Origin of the sequence: Serratia sp. CY56464 (genome assembly GCF_052168435.1) — a bacterium.
GTDB lineage: Bacteria > Pseudomonadota > Gammaproteobacteria > Enterobacterales > Enterobacteriaceae > Serratia > Serratia marcescens.
Map to the genome: position 1 here is coordinate 450,695 of NZ_JBJNMV010000001.1, position 17,027 is coordinate 467,721.

The following is a 17,027-nucleotide window of genomic DNA, read 5'->3' on the forward strand; positions in this document are numbered from 1 at the left end:
CGACGATGGGAAAAAAATCTTATCCCAGCCAATGGGCAGCCGCGAGAGGATAAAAGGCGCACGGTGCTGCATTGGCAACAGCCTTCCGCCGCCGCCTGCTGCCAATGCAGCAGTGTTTTTACGTCGATATCTCATCAATATATTGATATTTATTGGTTTTTTAAAATCTGCAATGTGGCATGCATCCTGCTTTTCTTTTTATAACCAAGCAAAGTTTTTCTATCGATAAATACTGAAAATAGTTATATAGGAAAGGCATAAATGACTGAGTCAGTGAAAGATCGCATCAACGTTTTCTGGTTTCTGCCGACCCACGGCGACGGCCGCTATCTGGGCACGGCGCAGGGCGGGCGCCCGGTGGACCTGCCTTATTTGCAGCAGGTAGCGCTGGCCGCCGACAACCTCGGCTATTACGGCGTGCTGATCCCAACCGGTAAAAGCTGCGAGGATTCCTGGCTGGTGGCGGCGGCGCTGGCGCCGATCACCCGCCGGTTGCGCTACCTGGTGGCGGTGCGCCCCGGTCTGCAGCCGCCGAGCCTGGCGGCGCGCATGGCGGCGACGCTGGATCGGCTGTCGGACGGACGCCTGCTGATCAATGTGGTAACCGGCGGCGATCCGGTGGAAAACAAAGGGGATGGCATCTTCCTCAGCCATGCCGAACGCTACGAGGTGACACAGGAATTTCTCACGGTGTATCAACGGCTGTTGAAAGGAGAGAAGGTGGACTTCAGCGGTAAGCATATTCGCGTCGAAGGCGCCGAATTGCTGTTCCCGCCGGTGCAGGAAAACGGCCCGCCGCTCTATTTCGGCGGCTCATCGCCGGAAGCGATCGATATCGCCGCCGGGCAGATCGACACCTACCTGACCTGGGGCGAGCCGCTGGCTCAGGTGGCGGAAAAGCTGGCGGCGGTGCGCCAGCGCGCCGAGCGGCAGGGGCGTAAACTCAGCTATGGCATTCGCCTGCACGTTATCGTGCGCGAAACTGAAGACGAAGCCTGGGCGGCGGCCGAGCGACTGATCGCGCATCTGGATGACGACACCATCGCGGCGGCGCAGCAGATCTTTGCTCGCATGGACTCCACCGGCCAGCGCCGCATGAGCGAGCTGCACGGCGGCTCGCGCGAGAGTCTGCGCATCGGCCCCAACCTGTGGGCCGGCGTCGGCCTGGTGCGCGGCGGCGCCGGCACCGCATTGGTGGGCAACCCGCAGCAGGTGGCGGCGCGCATACGCGAGTATCAGGCGCTGGGCATCGACAATTTCATCCTTTCCGGCTATCCGCATCTGGAAGAGGCTCACCGCTTCGCCGAGCTGGTGATGCCGCTGCTGCCGCTGGCGCAGTCGGCTCATCAGACGGCTCGCACGATCAATACCGGCCCGTTTGGCGAAACCATCGGCGGCGATCGTCGTCCCGGCCCGGCGCAGCGGGAGGGCTGATGGCGAAGCGTGCCCATATTATCGTTATCGGCGGCGGTTTCACCGGCGCGGCGCTGGCGATCCAGCTGGCGCGCGGAGCGGTGGATGTCACGGTGATCGAACCGCGCGCCGCGCCGGGCTATGGCGTGGCGTATTCGACCACCGAGCCGACTCACCGCATCAACGTCCCGGCCGATAGGATGCAGCTGGCGGATGAACCGGCGGGGGATTTTGACCGCTGGTTCCGCGAGAGCGGCGGGCTGGCGGCCGATCCGCAGGCGTTGTGGCGCGACGGTAAAGCCTATCCGCAGCGCGGCGCCTTCGGCCGCTACGTCGAGGAACGTTTTCATCAGGCGGCGCAGTCGGGCCAGGCCCGCTTGCGGCACCTGCGCGATCGGGCGCAGCACCTGCAGCCGCAGGCGCAGGGCGCGTCCGTCATCACCGCCGGCGGCGAACGGCTGTGGGGCGACTATGTGGTGTTGGCGACCAGCCATCCGCCGCCCGCGCTGCCGCGGCAGATCGCCCCGGAACTGGCGCGCGACGCGCGTTTGATCGCCAATCCCTGGGCGGAGGGGGCGCTGGATGAGATTGAACCCGATGAATCGTTGGCGATCGTCGGCAGCGGGCTGACGATGGCCGATGCGGTGGCGGCGTTGCACCGCCGCGGGCATCGCGGGCCGATTACCGCGTTCTCTCGTCACGGCCTGTTGCCGCGTGCCAATGCCGAAGGGGAGTACCCGACGTGGTCGTTTACCCCGCCATCCGGACTGCGTGACGGGGTGCGGCAGGTGCGCCTTGAGGTGGCGCGCGCCGCTGGGCAACGGGTGCCGTGGCAGGCGGTGTTGGACGCGGTGCGCGCCCAGGGCCAGCGTCTGTGGCAAGCATTGACGCTGACCGAACAGCAGCGCTTTCTGCGGCATCTGCGCGCCTATTGGGACGTGCACCGCTATCGCATTGCGCCGCAGGTGAGCACGCTGCTGGCGGAGCAACAGGCGGCGGGCACGCTGCAGGTATTGGCCGCTCGTCTGCGGCGGGCGGAACCCTCACCGCAGGGCGTGCGCTTGACGATTCTGCCGCGCCAGGGCGCAGAGCGGGCGCTGCAGGCGCAGCGGCTGCTGATCGCTACGGGTCCGGCTCATGCCGGCCTGATCGCCGCCAGCCCGTTGCTCAGCTCGCTGGCTGAGCAGGGGGCGCTGCGCGCCGATCCGCTGGGATTGGGGCTGTGGGTCAATGCCGACAGCCAGGCGATCGGCGGCGACGGCCTTGCCAACCCGCGGCTGCTGGTGGCCGGCCCGGCGGCGCGCGGCCGCTTCGGCGAACTGATGGGGCTGCCGCAGGTGGCGGAACACGCCCAAAGCGTCGCGCAATACCTGTTGGCGCGATGTCCGGCTGCAAACTGATCGTCCATTCCCGTTTTTAACACCCTAAGACCCCCCATCCGGCCCGGCTTCGCCCGTGGCCGGCAGATAATTGTGGAGCTCGCTATGTCATCGCAACGTGAAATTCGTCTTAACGCTTTTGATATGAACAGCGTCGGCCATCAGTCGCCGGGGCTGTGGGCGCACCCGCGCGACCGTTCCTGGCAGTATAAGGATCTCGAATATTGGACCGATCTGGCGCGCCTGCTGGAACGCGGCAAGTTCGATGGATTGTTTATCGCCGACGTGCTGGGGATTTACGACGTGCTTAACGGCAGCGGCGACGCGGCGATCCGCCAGGCGACGCAGGTGCCGGTTAACGATCCGCTGGCGCTGGTGACGCCGATGGCGCTGGTTACCGAACATCTCGGCTTCGGGCTGACCGCCTCGCTGTCATTCGAGCACCCTTATCCTTTCGCCCGCAGATTGTCGACGCTTGATCACCTGACCAAGGGGCGCATCGGTTGGAATATCGTCACCTCTTACCTAGAGAGCGGCGCGCGCAATATTGGCCACCGGGCGCAGACCGATCACGATGCGCGCTACGACTACGCCGATGAATACCTGCAGGTGGTTTACAAGCTGCTGGAGGGCAGTTGGGAAGACGGCGCGATTTTGCGCGATCGTCAGCGGCGCATCTTCAGCGATCCGGCGAAAATTCATCCGATCAACCACAAAGGCGAGTTCTTCCAGGTGCCGGGCATTCACCTGAGCGAGCCTTCGCCGCAGCGCACGCCGGTGCTGTATCAGGCCGGCGCTTCCAGCCGCGGCAAGCAGTTTGCCGCGGAGCACGCCGAATGCGTGTTTGTCGCTTCTCCTTCGAAAACATTGCTGAAAAAAACCGTGGCCGATATCCGCCGCCGCGCCGCCGAGGCCGGGCGCGACCCGCGCAGCATCCTGATCTTCAACCTGCAGACGGTGATCGTCGGTGAAACTGACCGACAGGCGCAGGAAAAATGGCGGGAATACAAATCCTATACCAGCTACGAAGGCGCGCTGGCGCTGGTGTCTGGCTGGACCGGCATCGATTTCGGTCAGTATCAGCCGGATCAGGTGCTGAAGCATCTGCACACCAATGCCATTCAGTCGGCGGTGGAAACTTTCTCCAGCGCCGATCCCAGCCGTGAATGGACCGTACAGGGCATCGCCGAATGGGTCGGCATCGGCGGTTTCGGCCCGCTGTTGGTGGGCGGCCCGCAAACCGTGGCCGACGAACTGCAGGCGTGGGTGGAGGAAACGGATGTTGACGGTTTCAATTTGGCCTACGCCGTTACCCATGAAACCTTCACCGACGTGGTGGAACTGCTTATCCCCGAGCTGCAAAAACGCGGAGCGTACAAGCGCGACTACACGGCAGGCACTCTGCGAGAAAAATTGTTCAATCAGGGGCCGCGCCTGGCGGAGCCGCACCCGGCGGTGGGCTACCGCTGGCCGGCCGGCGCGCCCTTGGCCGATGCACTGAGCGTCAAGTGAGGATGCGATGATAGAGATTGAAGGATTGCACAAGGCTTACCGCGCGCCGGACGGGCGACGGATTGAGGTGCTGAAGGGCGTTTCGCTGCAGGTGCCGGCCGGATCGATTACCGCCGTGGTCGGCCCCAGCGGGGCGGGCAAATCGACGCTGGCGAAATGCATCAGCCTGCTGGAACGGCCGAGCAGCGGCAGTATCCGGGTGAACGGCCAGGACTTGTCGCGGCTTGCGGGCGAGGCGCTGCGCAGGGAGCGGCGGGCGATAGGCACGGTGTTCCAGTCTTCCGCGCTGCTGCAGCGCAAAACCGCCTGGCAGAATGTGGCGCTGCCGTTGACCTATCTGGGCGTGGTGCCGCGCGATATCGACAAGCGGGTAAAGAGCCTGCTGGCGGCGGTGGGGTTGGCGGACAAGGCGGCGTTTTACCCGGCGCAGCTGTCCGGCGGCCAGCGCCAAAGGGTCGGCATCGCCCGCGCGCTGGCGCTGAATCCGTCGGTGCTGCTGGCGGATGAGGCCACCTCCGGGCTGGATCCGGACGCCACCGGGGCCATTCTCAGCCTGCTTAAACAGCTGCGCGATCGGTATGGCCTGTCGATCATCCTGATCACCCACGAGATGGATGCGGTGCGCGACGCCGCCGACGCGGTGGCCGAGATCCGCGACGGCGTGATTGTGCAGCAAGGGCCGGTGCGCGAGCTGTTGGCGGCGCCCGATTCCTCGCTGGGCCGCCGGTTGTTCCCGCTGAAGACGCTGGCGTCCGACGCCGCGCTGCGGCTGCAGGTAACCTATTCCGCCCGTCAGCCGGCGGCCTCCGACTGGATCAGCCGCATCAGCCGCCAACTCGACCTGCAGATCGATCTGCTGGGCGGCCACGTTGAAGTGGTGGGCGGCAGCCTGGCCGGGCGGTTGGAGATTGCGGTGCGTTTTGGCGGCATTTCGCGTTCGGCGGCTGAACTGCAGGGCGAGCTGCGGCGGTTGGGCATTCTTGCCGAGGTGCTGGAACAGCCGGCGGCCTTGCGGGAGGCGGTATGAAAAATCTGTCTGACAGCGTGATGAGCCAGGACACACCCTGGCGCGAGATCCATCGGTTGATGCTGCCGGCCTACGGCGAAACCTGGCTGATGGTCGGCATCGTGATGCTGTTTGTGGTGGCGATCGGCGGCGCCGTCGGCGTGGTGTTGTTCAACACCTCATCGCGCGGCTTGTTTCCGCGCCCGGCGCTGAATCGCGCGCTGAGCTGGTTGGTGAATATGGGCCGTTCGCTGCCGTTTCTGGTGCTGATGGCGGCGATTATTCCGTTCACCTTCTGGTTGACCGGCACCACCATCGGCATTCCGGCGGCGGTGATCCCGATGATCGTCGCCGGCATTCCGTTCTTCGGCCGGCTGGTGGAGAACGCGCTGCGCGAACTGCCGCCGGAGGTGACGGCGGTGGGGCTGGTGTCCGGCGGTTCGATCTGGCAGATAGTCACCCGCGCGCAGCTCAGCGAAGCGCTGCCGGCGATCGTCGCCGCCATCACGCTGAACGTCATCTCGATGATCGAGTATTCGGCCATCGCCGGCACCATTGGCGCGGGCGGCATCGGCTATCTGGCGGTGGTGTACGGCTACCAGCGTTTCGACAATCACATCATGATCGCCACCATTGTGGTGCTGATCGCCACGATTCAACTGATTCAGTTTATTGGTGACCGCTTGGTCGCCGCGTTGCGTCATCATCAGGAAACCTTTTAATCATGCCTAATCACGATTTTGAGATAGTGAAGAAGAAACGCTGGCCGTGGCCGGTGGGTATCGCGGCGGTGGCGATTATCGCCGCCGCGGTTTGGCACTTCAGCGCCCGCCAGCAGCAGACGGTGCAGTTCGGCAGCACGCTGAAAGTGCACTTTGAGCCGGCGATGGCCGGAGAGCAGCGGGTGATCGAGTACGTCGGCGAACATATCGCGCCGGATTACGGCCTCAGGCTGGAGGCGGTTGGCCTGCAGGATCCGGTGCAGGCCGATCGTGCGGTGGCGCAGGGGCAGTACGCCGCCACGATCTACCAGCACCAGTGGTGGCTAAAGCAGGTGGTGGATGCCAACGGTTTTAAGCTGACCCCGACGCTGCCGGTGTTTCAGTGGGCGTTTGGCATTTATTCCGACCGCTATACGTCGATCGCCGAGTTGCCGGACGGCGCGGAGATCGTGGTGCCCAACGACGGCGCCAATCAGGGGCAGGCGTTGTGGCTGCTGCAGCGCATTGGACTGATCGGGCTGGATCCGGCGATCGAGGCGCGCACCGCCAGGCTGAAAGACATTCGCGAGAACAAGCGCCATTTTAACTTCAAGGAGTTGGATTTGCTGACCATGCCGCGCGCGCTGAATTCGGTAGATGCGGCCATTGGCTATGTGTCGCAGTTCGACGCCGGCAAGGTGCCGCGTGAGAAGGGCATCTTGTTCCCACCGGCGCCGAAAACCTTCGCTTCGCAGCTGGTGATTGGCACGCCCTATCTGCAGGACGAAAATATTCGCAAGCTGCAGCGGGCGTTTGCCGATCCCAGGTTGCAGGCGTGGCTGAAAAGCACCGACGACCCGCGGGTGAAAGGCGTGCTGGTGCCGGTCTCGGCAGAATAATCCCCGCCCGAAATGACCGTGATAAAGACCGGATTAACGCGCGTTAATCCGGCGTTTTTGTTACGCCGTAACGGTGTTTAATTTATTGATATTAATGATATTTATAGAAGAAATTGTTGTTTGTCGGCGTAATTTTTTCACCCTATAAACGAGGTGTCACCTGCCAATTACAACGAGGAAGCTATGAGTACCTTAAATATCGATACCGCGCCGCCGTTATCTGCGCCCATCGGCTCGGCCAGCGATGTGGCGCGTTTGATTAACCAGCGCAGCGAGAAAAATACCCATGCGCGCATGATCGTGCTGTTGGCGCTGGGCGGTGTTTTTCTCGATGCCTATGACCTGACCACGCTGTCTTACGGCATCGATGACGTGGTGCGTGAATTCAGCCTCAGCCCGCTGCTGACCGGGGTGGTAACTTCTTCGATCATGGTCGGGACCATTCTCGGCAACCTGGTCGGCGGCTGGTTGACCGATAAGTACGGCCGCTATCAGGTGTTTATGGCCGATATGCTGTTTTTTGTGGTTTCCGCCATCGCCGCCGGGCTGGCGCCCAACGTCTGGGTGCTGATCGGCGCGCGCTTTTTGATGGGTATCGGCGTCGGCATTGATTTGCCGGTGGCGATGGCCTATCTGGCCGAATTCTCCAAATTCACCGGCAAGGCCAACAAGGCGTCGCGCCTGGCGGCCTGGTGCCCGATGTGGTACGCCGCTTCGTCGGTGTGTTTTCTGATCATCTTTGCGCTCTATTTTCTATTGCCGGCCGAATATGCGAACTGGCTGTGGCGCGCCTCGTTGATTTTCGGCGCCGTGCCGGCGTTGCTGATCATCATGGTGCGCAGCAAGTTTATGAACGAGTCGCCGCTGTGGGCCGCTAACCAGGGCGATCTGAAAGAGGCGGCGCGCATCCTGCGCGAGTCATACGGCATTGCCGCCCATGAGGCGGAGCCTGACGCCGCCCAACCGGCGGCGCCGCCGAAGGTCAGCTTCCGCGTGCTGTTCCGCAAGCCGTACCGCGAGCGCACTCTGGTCGCCAGCGTGATGAACGTTTGCATTTCCTTTGAATACACCGCCATCGCCTTCTTTCTGCCGTCGATTCTGGCGCAGTTTCTCGGCGCCGGGGTGTTTGAAACTATCTCCGCTTCGCTTGGGCTGAACGTGCTGTTCGCTTTTACCGGTGGCCTGCTCGGCATGCGTCTGGCATGGAAGTATCCGTCGCGCCACGTGGCGATCGCCGGATTCGCGCTGCAGTTTATCGCGCTGATTGCCCTGGCGTTGATCGGACATCCGCAGGCGGCGTTCGGCGTTGGGCTGGCGATCCTGATGTTGGGCCTATGGCTGTTTGCCGAAGGATTCGGCCCCGGCGCGCAGATGATGATTTACCCGGCGCTCTCTTACCCGACGGCGATCCGCGCCACCGGCGTCGGTTTCGGCCGTTCGCTGTCCGGTATCGGCAGCGCGCTGGCGCTGTTTATTCTGCCGATTTTGCAGGCGCGCTTCGGCACCGACATGTTTTGGATTGTTTCACTGGCGGCGGCGATCCCCATCGTCTTCCTGCTGATCATTCGCTTTGAACCGACGGCGCGCGATATCGACGATCTGGCCGATCGCGCTTAACCACAGAGGACACTGACATGACGCAACACCTGTTATCCACCGGAGCAGACTACGCACAGCTGGCCGCGCGTTTTCGGCCGATCTTCGCAGAAATCGCCGCCGGGGCGGTGGAGCGCGAGCTGTCGCGCACGCTGCCGCATGAACCGATCCGTTGGCTGAAAGAGGCGGGGTTTGGCAAGGTGCGCCTCCCGCGTGAAAAGGGCGGCGACGGCGCTTCGTTGCCGCAGCTGTTCGAACTGCTGGCCGAACTGGCGGAGGCGGACTCTAACCTGCCGCAGGCGCTGCGGGCGCATTTCGCCTTCGTGGAAGATCGGCTGAACGCGCCGGACGGCCCGGAGCGCGATCGCTGGTTCGAACGCTTTCTCGACGGCGAGCTGGTCGGCAGCGGTTGGACCGAGATCGGCGGCGTGAAGCTGGGGCAGGTCAATACCCGGGTAACGCCGCAGGCCGACGGCTGGTCGCTCAACGGCGAGAAATTTTACAGCACCGGCAGTCTGTTTGCCGATTGGATCGACGTGTATGCCGAGCGCAGCGACAGCGGCGGCCCGGTGATCGCTTTGGTGAACGTCGCCCAGCCGGGCGTAGAGCGCGACGACGACTGGGATGGATTTGGCCAACGCACTACCGGCAGCGGCACCACGCGTTTTATTGATGCGCGGGTCGAGCAGGCGCACGTCTATGACTTTGCCGAGCGCTTCCGCTACCAAACTGCGTTCTATCAGCATGTGTTGCTGGCGACGCTGGCGGGGATCGGCCGCGCGGTGCTGCGAGACGTCGGCGAGGGCGTGAGGCAACGTAAAAGGATCTATAGCCACGGCAACGCCGGTTGGGTGAAGGACGACGTGCAGATCCAGCAGGTGGTGGGGCAAATCAGCGCCTGGGCCTATGCGGTTGAGGCGACGGTGCTAAAAGCGACGTCCTCGCTGCAGCAGGCTTACGAGGCGCATCGATCCGGCGATGAAGCGCTGCTGCAGGCGCTTAACGTGACGGCGGAGCTGGACGCCGCCAGGGCGCAGGTCATCGCCGGGGAGTGGGTGCAGCGCGCCGCCGGTGAATTGTTCAATGCGCTCGGCGCTTCAGATACCCGTACCGGCAAGGCGTTGGATCGCCACTGGCGCAATGCGCGCACGCTCTCTTCACATAATCCGGTGATCTACAAGGCGCGCAATATCGGTGACTGGGAAATTAACCGCCATACGCCGACCTTTATCTGGCAAATCGGCAGTGGCGGTTGAGGCCGAGGCTATTCCGTCCAAACCTGCGTGCTGCGCGGGCTGTCCATCTGATAATCCGAGTAGGGGCGGGTGAAGAACTCGCGCCCCAACTCGCGGGCGGCCCGCAGCGGGTTGCGCGGATCGCGGGCGATCTCGCCGCGCTGGTTGCCGGCGCCGTGCACCAGCCCGACGAAGGCGGAATGGGTGTAGCGGCTGAACTCCTGGATCTGATGCACGATGCCCAGCGCCGCGCCGGGATAAGTTTCTTCCGACGCCACCGCCAGCCCGATGCGTTTGCCGCTCATGCGTTGGTGCACCTGTTCCGCCTGAGGGTAGGCGTTGGAATAAAAACTGAACGAGCGATCGAAAAAGGCCTTGGTTTGCGCCGACATGCCGTACCAGTAAATCGGCGTGCAAAATACCGCGCCGTCGGCCGGCAGGAAGTGCTCCAGGAACAGCTCGGCGTAGCGATCGGTCGGCGGCGGCGTATGGCGTTCATCGCTCAGGAAACCGCTCAGGTAATCGTCGAGAAAATGCAGGCTGGCGGAAGTGCCGACTTCGGCGGCGCCCGCCATGATCGCCTGCGCCAGCGTGGCGCTGTTGCCGTCGCGGCGCGGGCTGCCGACCAGCACCACCAGGCGTTTGGATTGATGAGTTGTATTCATGTCATGTTCCTTGGTGTGAAGTGAACTCAGCCTTAATCTAGAGGCAAACGTCCGCAGGCGACAAATGACGGTTTTTCTGCCAGGATGAATTCAACTCATCCCAAGAGGCTTCGCCATGTTCGCCACGCTGCCCGTCAACGCGTTACGCACCTTTGAATCCGCCGCTCGCCTGCGCAGCTTCAAGCTGGCGGCGGTCGAGCTGGCGGTGACGCCGACGGCGATTTCGCACCAAATCAAGGCGCTGGAACAGCAACTGGGCTTTGCGCTGTTCGAGCGGGTGCCGCGCGGCGTGCGGCTGACGGCGAAGGGCGAAACGCTGTTTGCCGGAGTGCATGGCGCGCTGCTGGACGTCGCCGCCACGCTTGAGGGTCTGCGGCCGCAGCCCAGCAGCGGCTCGCTGTGCGTCTCGGTGACGCACTCGTTCGCGGCGCTGTGGTTGGTGCCGCGCCTGGGGCGTTTCTACCAGGCGTACCCGCACTATCTGGTGCGCCTGGAGGCCTGCGCCGAGGTGATCGATCTGCAGCAGGACGCCAGCGTGGATGTGGCGGTGCGTTACAGCCGCGCGCATTATCCCGCGCTGCATCAGGCGGCGCGGCTGGAGGAAAGCTTTGGCGTTTACGCCGCGCCGGGGCTGGCCGCCGCCGAACCGGAAAACCCGGTGCTGATCACCGTCAAGTGGGGGGATTCGGCGCTGTACGACAGCGGCTGGCATGACTGGTGCCGGGCCGCCGGCGTGGACTGGTGGCAGCGCCATGCGGCGATGCGCAGCTATCACGAGGAGCATTACGCCCTGCAGGCGGCGGTGGCCGGGCAGGGATGGGTGCTCGCCAGCTCGGTGATGGTGTCCGAGATGGTGGACAACGGTCTGCTGGTGGCGTACCGGCCGGAGGTGCGCGTACCGGGCGCCGCATACAGCGTGCTGTGCGCGCCGGGGCGCGAGCGGCACCCGCCGGTCAGGGCGTTTCTCGCCTGGCTGCAGCGGGAACTGCCGCAAGGCAATGGCACGAAATAAAAGTTTTACCGTCCTAAGCTGTGGGAATATCAGCGAACTTTTGTTTTTACTTCACTGCGAGAACCTATCATGAGACAGCCAAGAATCTCCGATTACCCGATTGACGCGCAATTTATCGAGCGTTGGTCGCCGCGCGCGATGACCAACGACGCCATCGACGATCAAACGCTGCTGAGCTTCTTTGAAGCGGCGCGCTGGTCGCCTTCGGCCTACAACATTCAGCCGTGGCGCTTTGCCTACAGCAAGCACGGCTCCGACAGCTGGGAGAACTACCTGGAGTTCCTGATCGACTTCAACCGCGGCTGGGCGCAACACGCCTCGGCGCTGGTGGTGATCGTCTCCAAAACCACCAGCCTGAACGGCGAGCGGCTGGTGGACAACCCGACCCATGCGTTCGACACCGGCGCGGCCTGGGCCAACCTGGCGCATCAGGCGCATCTGAAAGGCTGGCTGACCCACTGCATGAGCGGCATTCACCACGACAAGATCAAAGCGGCGTTGCAGCTGCCGGACGACTATGCGGTGCACGCTATGGTGGCGATCGGCAAACCGGGCGACAAAGCCCGCCTGCCGGATTTCCTGCAGGAGAAAGAAGCGCCGTCGGGCCGTCTGCCGCTCGGCAAGACCGTCAGCGAAGGGCTGAATTTCACGCTGTGATTGCCCGCTTTCTCGCAGGCCCGCTTGGCGGGCCTTTTTTATGCGGCGAGTAAAACTTAGGGAGTATGTTCTCGTTCGCTCATTCGATATATATTTTGTTATATAGCGATTGCGTGGTGAGGAGGAACCCGTGGGAGATCATTTTGGCAAAGGGCTGTTGGCGGGGTTAAAGGCGGAGAACCTGAAGCCGGAGGCGGAGCTGTCGCGCTTTTGCTCCGACTACAAGCGCGGCTTCGTGCTCGGCTATGCCCACCATTTGGCGCAGCGCTGCGGCGACGAGAACCGGGCGGCGTTCGAGGCCGGGCAGCTCAGCCGCGCCTATGGCCTCGGCAGCGAGCCGATGAGCGAGTTCTTCTCCGGCGGCGACAGCCGGTTGGCGGAGAAGTTTTTCCACGCCGGCTATAACCAGCCGACGCAGGGGTAGCGCCGGCGAGCCGTCAGGCGGCGCTCAGCACCGCCACCAAATACACGCATGCCTCATCGCTTTGGTTTTCAAAGTGGCAGTCCGCCGGTGGGCCGAGCTCCAGGCAGTCGCCCTCGGCCATTTCATGGCGCGCGTCGCCCTCAAGAAAGACCAGCTCGCCGGATAAAACCCAGATCAGCTGACGCTTGAAGGCGTACACCGACGCCGGCATCGGGATCGCCGCGCCGGCCGGCAGTTCGATGCGCACCAGATCGAGCGGCAGATCGGTGCGCGGCGACACGTGGCGCCGCACGTAGCCGCTCTCAGGATCGACCCACACCGGTTGATCTTCCCGGCGCAGCAGCCGGCCTTCTTGCGTTTCCGCCCGGGCGATCAGTTTGGACATGCTGAGGCCGAACGCCCCCGCCAGTCTGCCCAACAGCATCGCCGTCGGGCTGCTCTCGCCGCGCTCGATCTTATGCACCATCGCCCGTGAGACGCCCGCCCGTTCGGCCAGATCGGACAGCGACCAGTGGCGCGCCTCGCGTTCGATGCGAATGCGCGCGCCGATCAGCTGATTTAGATTGTCTAATTTAATATTCATATCGTAGTATTATAGTGGACAATTGGCCGGGGTAAACCATGATTATACGAAATGCGACGCTCAACGATAGCGCGGCGATTGCCGCTATCTATAACGACGCGGTGTTGAACAGCACCGCCATCTGGAATGAACAAACCGTGGATGCGGCCAACCGTGCGGCGTGGATCGGCGAACGCCAGGCGGCGGGCTACCCGGTGCTGGTGGCGGTGAACGCCGCGGACGAGGCGATCGGCTATGCGTCGTTCGGCGACTGGCGCGCCTGGGATGGCTATCGCCATACCGTGGAACATTCGGTGTATGTTCATCAGGCGCATCGCGGCGCAGGGATTGGCAAGACGTTGCTGCTGGCGCTGATCGCACGGGCGCGGGAAATCGGCAAGCACGTGATGGTGGCCGGCATCGAATCCGGCAATCAGGCCTCGATTGAGCTGCATCTGGCGCTGGGGTTCCGCGAGGTGGGGCGCATGGAACAGGTGGGCGCCAAATTCGGCCAATGGCTGGATCTGACGTTCCTGCAGCTGACGCTCGACGAACGGGCGACGCCGCCCGCGCGCTGATCCCGGGAGACAGGGCGATGAATATGCTGTTACTGCTGATCGCGGCCGGGATGGGGCTGGTGGTGCAGAATCTGCTGATGGTGCGCATTACCGAAAGCGTTTCGACCATCCTCATTACGCTGGTGATCAACTCCAGCGTCGGTTTGTTGTTGCTGGTGGGGTTGCTGCTGGCCAAAAACGGCCTCGGCGCGATGGCGGAAGTGACCGGCGCCGCCAGGTGGTGGATGCTGTTGCCGGGGCTGCTGGGATCGCTGTTCGTGTTCGCCGGCATCCTGGGCTACCAAAAACTGGGCGCGGCGGCCACCATCTCGATCCTGGTCGCCAGCCAGCTGTGCATGGGGCTGTTGGCGGACGTCTACCGCGCCGGCCCGGCGGGGCTGCGCGAGAATCTGCCGGCGCTGGTCGGCGCTCTGCTGCTGGTGGCGGGCGCCTATCTGGTGGCGAAACGCAGCTTTTGACGGCAACTGAAAGGCAAAAAGCCCGCTCGGGTTTCCCTGAGCGGGCTTCTCTAAATATGGCTCCTCTGACTGGACTCGAACCAGTGACATACGGATTAACAGTCCGCCGTTCTACCGACTGAACTACAGAGGAATCGTGTGAACGGGGCGAATAATAGCGGGGCGGTTGCGGCTTGTAAAGCGTGAAGACGTCCGATGCGTTCGTTTGCTGCAAGATTGCCCAACCTGCTGCTTTTTCTCGCTTTTGTCGCTTATCCCGCGCGCAGCGTCGCCGAATTGCCCGTTGATCGGCGCCGTTGCCTGCCGATGGTGCAACGGTTGCCCTGTGCGGTGGCGCGCGCCGCCCGGCGAACGGCCATTTACCGCCTTGTACCCCGCTTCCACGGCCGTTTACCGACTCTGGCCTGGATCTTGCTGTGATTGCATGACCGGATTTCGGCATTCTCAATTTAGCGGCTCGCTGGAGGCACTATGAATTTCAGACGTCTGAAGTACTTCGTGAAAATCGTCGATATCGGCAGCCTGACCCAGGCGGCGGAGGTGTTGCACATCGCCCAACCGGCGCTCAGCCAGCAGTTGGCGACGCTGGAAGGAGAGCTGAAGCAACAGCTGCTGATCCGCACCAAGCGCGGGGTGCAGCCGACCGAGGCCGGCAACATTCTGTATGCCCACGCGCAGACCATTCTGCGCCAGTGCGAGCAGGCGCAGAGCGCGGTCAACAGCGCCGGACAGGCGATGAGCGGTCAGGTGTCGCTCGGGCTGGCGTCGGGCAGCACCGCGGCGCAGCTGGCGCTGCCGCTGTTGCAGACCCTGCGCGATCAGCAGCCGGGCATCTTGCTCAGCCTGCATGAAAACGGCGGCGCGGCGTTGGCCGGGCAGGTGGCTAACCAGACGCTGGACATGGCGATGGTCTACGGCGCCAAAATGCCCGCCGGGCTGCACGCCATCGCATTGATGCGGGAAGATCTTTATCTGGTGGCGACGCGCGCGGTGCCGCATCCCGGCAACAGCGTCGAGCTGCTGGACGTGGCGCGGCTGAACCTGTTCCTGCCGCGCGAGGGCGATGCGGTGCGCAACCAGCTGGAGGAGGCGATGGCGCTGCGCAAGCTGGCTGCCAACGTGGTGGGGGAGATCGAATCCTCGGGCGCGCTGAGCGCCGCGATCGCCAGCGGGTTAGGGGCGACCGTGCTGCCGGAATCGGTGGCGCGCGCGATGATCGGCCCGGCCAAGGCCTGGATGGCGCGCATCAATGCGCCGACGATGTCGGTGCCGCTGTCACTGTGCATGTCGAGCCAACAGGCGCTGTCCGCCCCGGCGCTGCTGGTGAAAGACCTGTTGCTGTCGATCGCCGGCGGCCGCAGCCAGGAGAAGCGCGCGTTGGCGCTGGTGCGTTGAGGAAAAAACGGCCCGCCGCAGCGGGCCTGAGCACCGTTACCGGAACGGCGGTTCGTTGAAGGTGCGCAGCTTGCGCGAGTGCAGACGATCGCCCTCGGCGCGCAACAAATCGATGGCGCAGATGCCGATCTGCAGGTGTTCGGAGATCGCCCCTTCGTAGAAGCGGTTGGCCTGGCCCGGCAGTTTGATCTCGCCGTGCAGCGGTTTGTCGGAGACGCACAGCAGCGTGCCGTACGGCACCCGGAAGCGATAACCCTGAGCGGCGATGGTGGCGCTCTCCATGTCGACCGCCACCGCGCGGCTGAGATTGAAGCGGCGCGCCGAAGCGGAGTAGCGCAGCTCCCAGTTGCGGTCGTCGGTGGTGACCACGGTGCCGGTGCGCAAACGCTGTTTAACCTCTTCGCCGGGCATGCCGCTGACCATCTTGGTGGCGTCGTACAGGGCGCGCTGCACCTCGGCGATGCTCGGGATCGGGATATCCGGCGGCAGCACCGCATCCAGCACGTGATCGTCGCGCAGATAGGCATGGGCCAGCACGTAATCGCCGATCTTCTGGCTTTCGCGCAGGCCGCCGCAGTGGCCGATCATCAGCCAGGCGCTCGGGCGCAGCACCGCCAGGTGATCGCAGATGGTTTTGGCGTTGGACGGGCCGACGCCGATGTTGATCAGCGTGATGCCCTGGCCGGTGCGCGAGATCAGGTGATAGGCCGGCATCTGGTGGTTTTTCCACGCCAGATCGGACACCGCTTGCTCGGGCGCGCTGGTTTCCGGCGTGATGTAGGTGCCGCCGGCGCTGGAGAGCGCGATGTACGGGCTGGCCGGATCGGCGATCTGGGCGCAGGCCCAGCGCACGAACTCATCCACATAGCGGGTGTAGTTGGTGAACAGCACGAACGGCTGGAAATGCTCCACCGGCGTGCCGGTGTAGTGTCGCAGACGCGCCAGCGAGAAATCCGCGCGCAGCGCATCGAAATGCGACAGCGGGAAATGGTTGTCGGTGGCGTGGTACAGGCCGTCGGCGGTCTCGTCACCGATCTGCGCCAGCTCGGTGGTGGGGAAATGCTGCGCGATGCCGGCGCTCATTGAACGATCGAGCGCCAGGCTGGAGCCGTCGATGACATAAGGGAACGGGATCTCCTGCTGCGACGGCGCCACTTCGATATGGGCGGCGTAGTCGTATTCCAGCATCGCCAGCTGTTCGGCCAGATAGTGGCGGAACAGCTGCGGCCGGGTCACGGTGGTGCTGTAGCTGCCGGGATGGGTAAAGCGGCCGAAGGCGCGGGTTTTGCTCGGGCCGGATTGCTGCCCGTCCCAGCTGACGCGCAGTTCGGGATACACGAACAGTCCGGTGGCGCGCGCTTGCGCATCCGGCAGGGTGCCGTGGCTGATAAAGTCACTGACCGCCTGCCGCAGCGCGTCTACCGCGGCGTCATACAGGGCTTCCAGTTGATCGAGTGCCTGATCGGCGCTGAGGCCGCTGCGAGGTGGGGCATAGCTCATACTTTCTCCTTCGATGTCCCGGCTCTGGCGGGATT

At 63.7% G+C, this 17,027-nt stretch carries 18 protein-coding genes and 1 tRNA gene; 15 read left to right on the forward strand and 4 right to left on the reverse strand.

Annotation, left to right across the window (positions count from 1 at the left end):
• Positions 1–261 precede the first annotated feature (261 nt).
• The 8 genes from ssuD (at position 262) to ACJ8KE_RS02175 (ending at position 9,762) form a co-directional block, all read left to right on the forward strand.
• Entirely contained in the window at positions 262–1,434 is a 1,173-nt protein-coding gene (gene ssuD, locus ACJ8KE_RS02140; protein WP_274872051.1) for an FMNH2-dependent alkanesulfonate monooxygenase, read from the forward strand.
• Positions 1,434–2,813: an FAD/NAD(P)-binding protein gene (locus ACJ8KE_RS02145; RefSeq protein WP_274872052.1), complete on the forward strand. Its 1,380-nt coding sequence runs from the start codon at positions 1,434–1,436 to the stop codon at positions 2,811–2,813. Before ssuD ends, ACJ8KE_RS02145 begins: the two co-directional genes overlap by 1 nt.
• Positions 2,814–2,897: 84 nt before the next feature.
• Complete coding sequence (locus ACJ8KE_RS02150) at positions 2,898–4,304, forward strand: LLM class flavin-dependent oxidoreductase (protein ID WP_442517079.1); 1,407 nt, start codon at positions 2,898–2,900, stop codon at positions 4,302–4,304.
• Between the two features lie 7 nt (positions 4,305–4,311).
• Positions 4,312–5,331 carry a methionine ABC transporter ATP-binding protein gene (locus tag ACJ8KE_RS02155; RefSeq protein ID WP_110147160.1) on the forward strand — a complete coding sequence of 340 codons (1,020 nt, stop codon included), beginning with the start codon at positions 4,312–4,314 and terminating at the stop codon, positions 5,329–5,331.
• Positions 5,328–6,032, forward strand: coding sequence for a methionine ABC transporter permease (locus ACJ8KE_RS02160; RefSeq protein WP_016927110.1), 705 nt, complete (start codon positions 5,328–5,330; stop codon positions 6,030–6,032). Before ACJ8KE_RS02155 ends, ACJ8KE_RS02160 begins: the two co-directional genes overlap by 4 nt.
• Before the next feature lie 2 nt (positions 6,033–6,034).
• Positions 6,035–6,910: a MetQ/NlpA family ABC transporter substrate-binding protein gene (locus ACJ8KE_RS02165; protein WP_079449906.1), complete on the forward strand. Its 876-nt coding sequence runs from the start codon at positions 6,035–6,037 to the stop codon at positions 6,908–6,910.
• Positions 6,911–7,093: 183 nt separating this feature from the next.
• Positions 7,094–8,527 (forward strand): MFS transporter, encoded by a 1,434-nt coding sequence (locus ACJ8KE_RS02170; RefSeq protein ID WP_016927112.1) that lies wholly within the window; start codon positions 7,094–7,096, stop codon positions 8,525–8,527.
• Between the two features lie 17 nt (positions 8,528–8,544).
• Positions 8,545–9,762, forward strand: a complete 1,218-nt coding sequence (locus ACJ8KE_RS02175) for an acyl-CoA dehydrogenase family protein (protein ID WP_197765287.1) — start codon at positions 8,545–8,547, stop codon at positions 9,760–9,762.
• 8 nt (positions 9,763–9,770) lie between these two features.
• Here ACJ8KE_RS02175 and ACJ8KE_RS02180 read toward each other — a convergent pair whose 3' ends face one another.
• On the reverse strand, positions 9,771–10,406 hold the full coding sequence (locus ACJ8KE_RS02180; RefSeq protein ID WP_243810364.1) for a flavodoxin family protein: 636 nt from the start codon (positions 10,404–10,406) through the stop codon (positions 9,771–9,773).
• A 115-nt stretch (positions 10,407–10,521) separates the two neighbouring features.
• On the opposite strand from ACJ8KE_RS02180, the gene ACJ8KE_RS02185 reads away from it, so the two are divergent.
• From ACJ8KE_RS02185 to ACJ8KE_RS02195, 3 genes are all read left to right on the forward strand, one after another.
• On the forward strand, positions 10,522–11,418 hold the full coding sequence (locus ACJ8KE_RS02185) for a LysR substrate-binding domain-containing protein (RefSeq protein ID WP_442517080.1): 897 nt from the start codon (positions 10,522–10,524) through the stop codon (positions 11,416–11,418).
• A 69-nt stretch (positions 11,419–11,487) separates the two neighbouring features.
• The gene (locus tag ACJ8KE_RS02190; RefSeq protein ID WP_261104761.1) at positions 11,488–12,075 is read left to right on the forward strand and encodes a nitroreductase family protein; all 588 of its coding nucleotides are present in this window, start codon (positions 11,488–11,490) and stop codon (positions 12,073–12,075) included.
• A 130-nt stretch (positions 12,076–12,205) separates the two neighbouring features.
• Complete coding sequence (locus tag ACJ8KE_RS02195; RefSeq protein ID WP_016927116.1) at positions 12,206–12,499, forward strand: DUF2623 family protein; 294 nt, start codon at positions 12,206–12,208, stop codon at positions 12,497–12,499.
• A gap of 13 nt (positions 12,500–12,512) precedes the next feature.
• On the opposite strand, the gene ACJ8KE_RS02200 is transcribed toward ACJ8KE_RS02195, so the two are convergent.
• Positions 12,513–13,082 (reverse strand): helix-turn-helix domain-containing protein, encoded by a 570-nt coding sequence (locus ACJ8KE_RS02200; RefSeq protein ID WP_442517081.1) that lies wholly within the window; start codon positions 13,080–13,082, stop codon positions 12,513–12,515.
• Between the two features lie 38 nt (positions 13,083–13,120).
• On the opposite strand from ACJ8KE_RS02200, the gene ACJ8KE_RS02205 reads away from it, so the two are divergent.
• Both ACJ8KE_RS02205 and ACJ8KE_RS02210 read left to right on the forward strand, forming a co-directional pair.
• A complete protein-coding gene (locus ACJ8KE_RS02205; RefSeq protein WP_016927117.1) occupies positions 13,121–13,639 on the forward strand; it encodes a GNAT family N-acetyltransferase in 519 nt (172 codons plus the stop codon).
• Positions 13,640–13,656: 17 nt separating this feature from the next.
• Positions 13,657–14,097, forward strand: a complete 441-nt coding sequence (locus ACJ8KE_RS02210; protein ID WP_442517082.1) for a DMT family transporter — start codon at positions 13,657–13,659, stop codon at positions 14,095–14,097.
• Positions 14,098–14,154: 57 nt separating this feature from the next.
• Here the strand turns inward: ACJ8KE_RS02210 and ACJ8KE_RS02215 are convergent.
• A tRNA-Asn gene (locus ACJ8KE_RS02215) sits at positions 14,155–14,230 on the reverse strand.
• Between the two features lie 62 nt (positions 14,231–14,292).
• Between ACJ8KE_RS02215 and ACJ8KE_RS02220 the strand changes: the two genes are divergently transcribed.
• Positions 14,293–14,517 (forward strand): hypothetical protein, encoded by a 225-nt coding sequence (locus ACJ8KE_RS02220; protein WP_126186879.1) that lies wholly within the window; start codon positions 14,293–14,295, stop codon positions 14,515–14,517.
• A gap of 51 nt (positions 14,518–14,568) precedes the next feature.
• Positions 14,569–15,492 carry a nitrogen assimilation transcriptional regulator NAC gene (nac, locus tag ACJ8KE_RS02225; RefSeq protein ID WP_016927119.1) on the forward strand — a complete coding sequence of 308 codons (924 nt, stop codon included), beginning with the start codon at positions 14,569–14,571 and terminating at the stop codon, positions 15,490–15,492.
• A 36-nt stretch (positions 15,493–15,528) separates the two neighbouring features.
• On the opposite strand, the gene ACJ8KE_RS02230 is transcribed toward nac, so the two are convergent.
• The gene (locus tag ACJ8KE_RS02230; protein ID WP_261419373.1) at positions 15,529–16,992 is read right to left on the reverse strand and encodes an AMP nucleosidase; all 1,464 of its coding nucleotides are present in this window, start codon (positions 16,990–16,992) and stop codon (positions 15,529–15,531) included.
• Between the last annotated feature and the right edge of the window lie 35 nt (positions 16,993–17,027).

Coding starts and splice junctions, on each gene's coding strand:
- ssuD (WP_274872051.1), top strand. CDS start 262: ATGACTGAGTCAGTGAAAGATCGCATCAACGTTTTCTGGTTTCTGCCG.
- ACJ8KE_RS02145 (WP_274872052.1), top strand. CDS start 1,434: ATGGCGAAGCGTGCCCATATTATCGTTATCGGCGGCGGTTTCACCGGC.
- ACJ8KE_RS02150 (WP_442517079.1), top strand. CDS start 2,898: ATGTCATCGCAACGTGAAATTCGTCTTAACGCTTTTGATATGAACAGC.
- ACJ8KE_RS02155 (WP_110147160.1), top strand. CDS start 4,312: ATGATAGAGATTGAAGGATTGCACAAGGCTTACCGCGCGCCGGACGGG.
- ACJ8KE_RS02160 (WP_016927110.1), top strand. CDS start 5,328: ATGAAAAATCTGTCTGACAGCGTGATGAGCCAGGACACACCCTGGCGC.
- ACJ8KE_RS02165 (WP_079449906.1), top strand. CDS start 6,035: ATGCCTAATCACGATTTTGAGATAGTGAAGAAGAAACGCTGGCCGTGG.
- ACJ8KE_RS02170 (WP_016927112.1), top strand. CDS start 7,094: ATGAGTACCTTAAATATCGATACCGCGCCGCCGTTATCTGCGCCCATC.
- ACJ8KE_RS02175 (WP_197765287.1), top strand. CDS start 8,545: ATGACGCAACACCTGTTATCCACCGGAGCAGACTACGCACAGCTGGCC.
- ACJ8KE_RS02180 (WP_243810364.1), bottom strand. CDS start 10,406: ATGAATACAACTCATCAATCCAAACGCCTGGTGGTGCTGGTCGGCAGC.
- ACJ8KE_RS02185 (WP_442517080.1), top strand. CDS start 10,522: ATGTTCGCCACGCTGCCCGTCAACGCGTTACGCACCTTTGAATCCGCC.
- ACJ8KE_RS02190 (WP_261104761.1), top strand. CDS start 11,488: ATGAGACAGCCAAGAATCTCCGATTACCCGATTGACGCGCAATTTATC.
- ACJ8KE_RS02200 (WP_442517081.1), bottom strand. CDS start 13,082: ATGAATATTAAATTAGACAATCTAAATCAGCTGATCGGCGCGCGCATT.
- ACJ8KE_RS02205 (WP_016927117.1), top strand. CDS start 13,121: ATGATTATACGAAATGCGACGCTCAACGATAGCGCGGCGATTGCCGCT.
- ACJ8KE_RS02210 (WP_442517082.1), top strand. CDS start 13,657: ATGAATATGCTGTTACTGCTGATCGCGGCCGGGATGGGGCTGGTGGTG.
- ACJ8KE_RS02220 (WP_126186879.1), top strand. CDS start 14,293: ATGCGTTCGTTTGCTGCAAGATTGCCCAACCTGCTGCTTTTTCTCGCT.
- nac (WP_016927119.1), top strand. CDS start 14,569: ATGAATTTCAGACGTCTGAAGTACTTCGTGAAAATCGTCGATATCGGC.
- ACJ8KE_RS02230 (WP_261419373.1), bottom strand. CDS start 16,992: ATGAGCTATGCCCCACCTCGCAGCGGCCTCAGCGCCGATCAGGCACTC.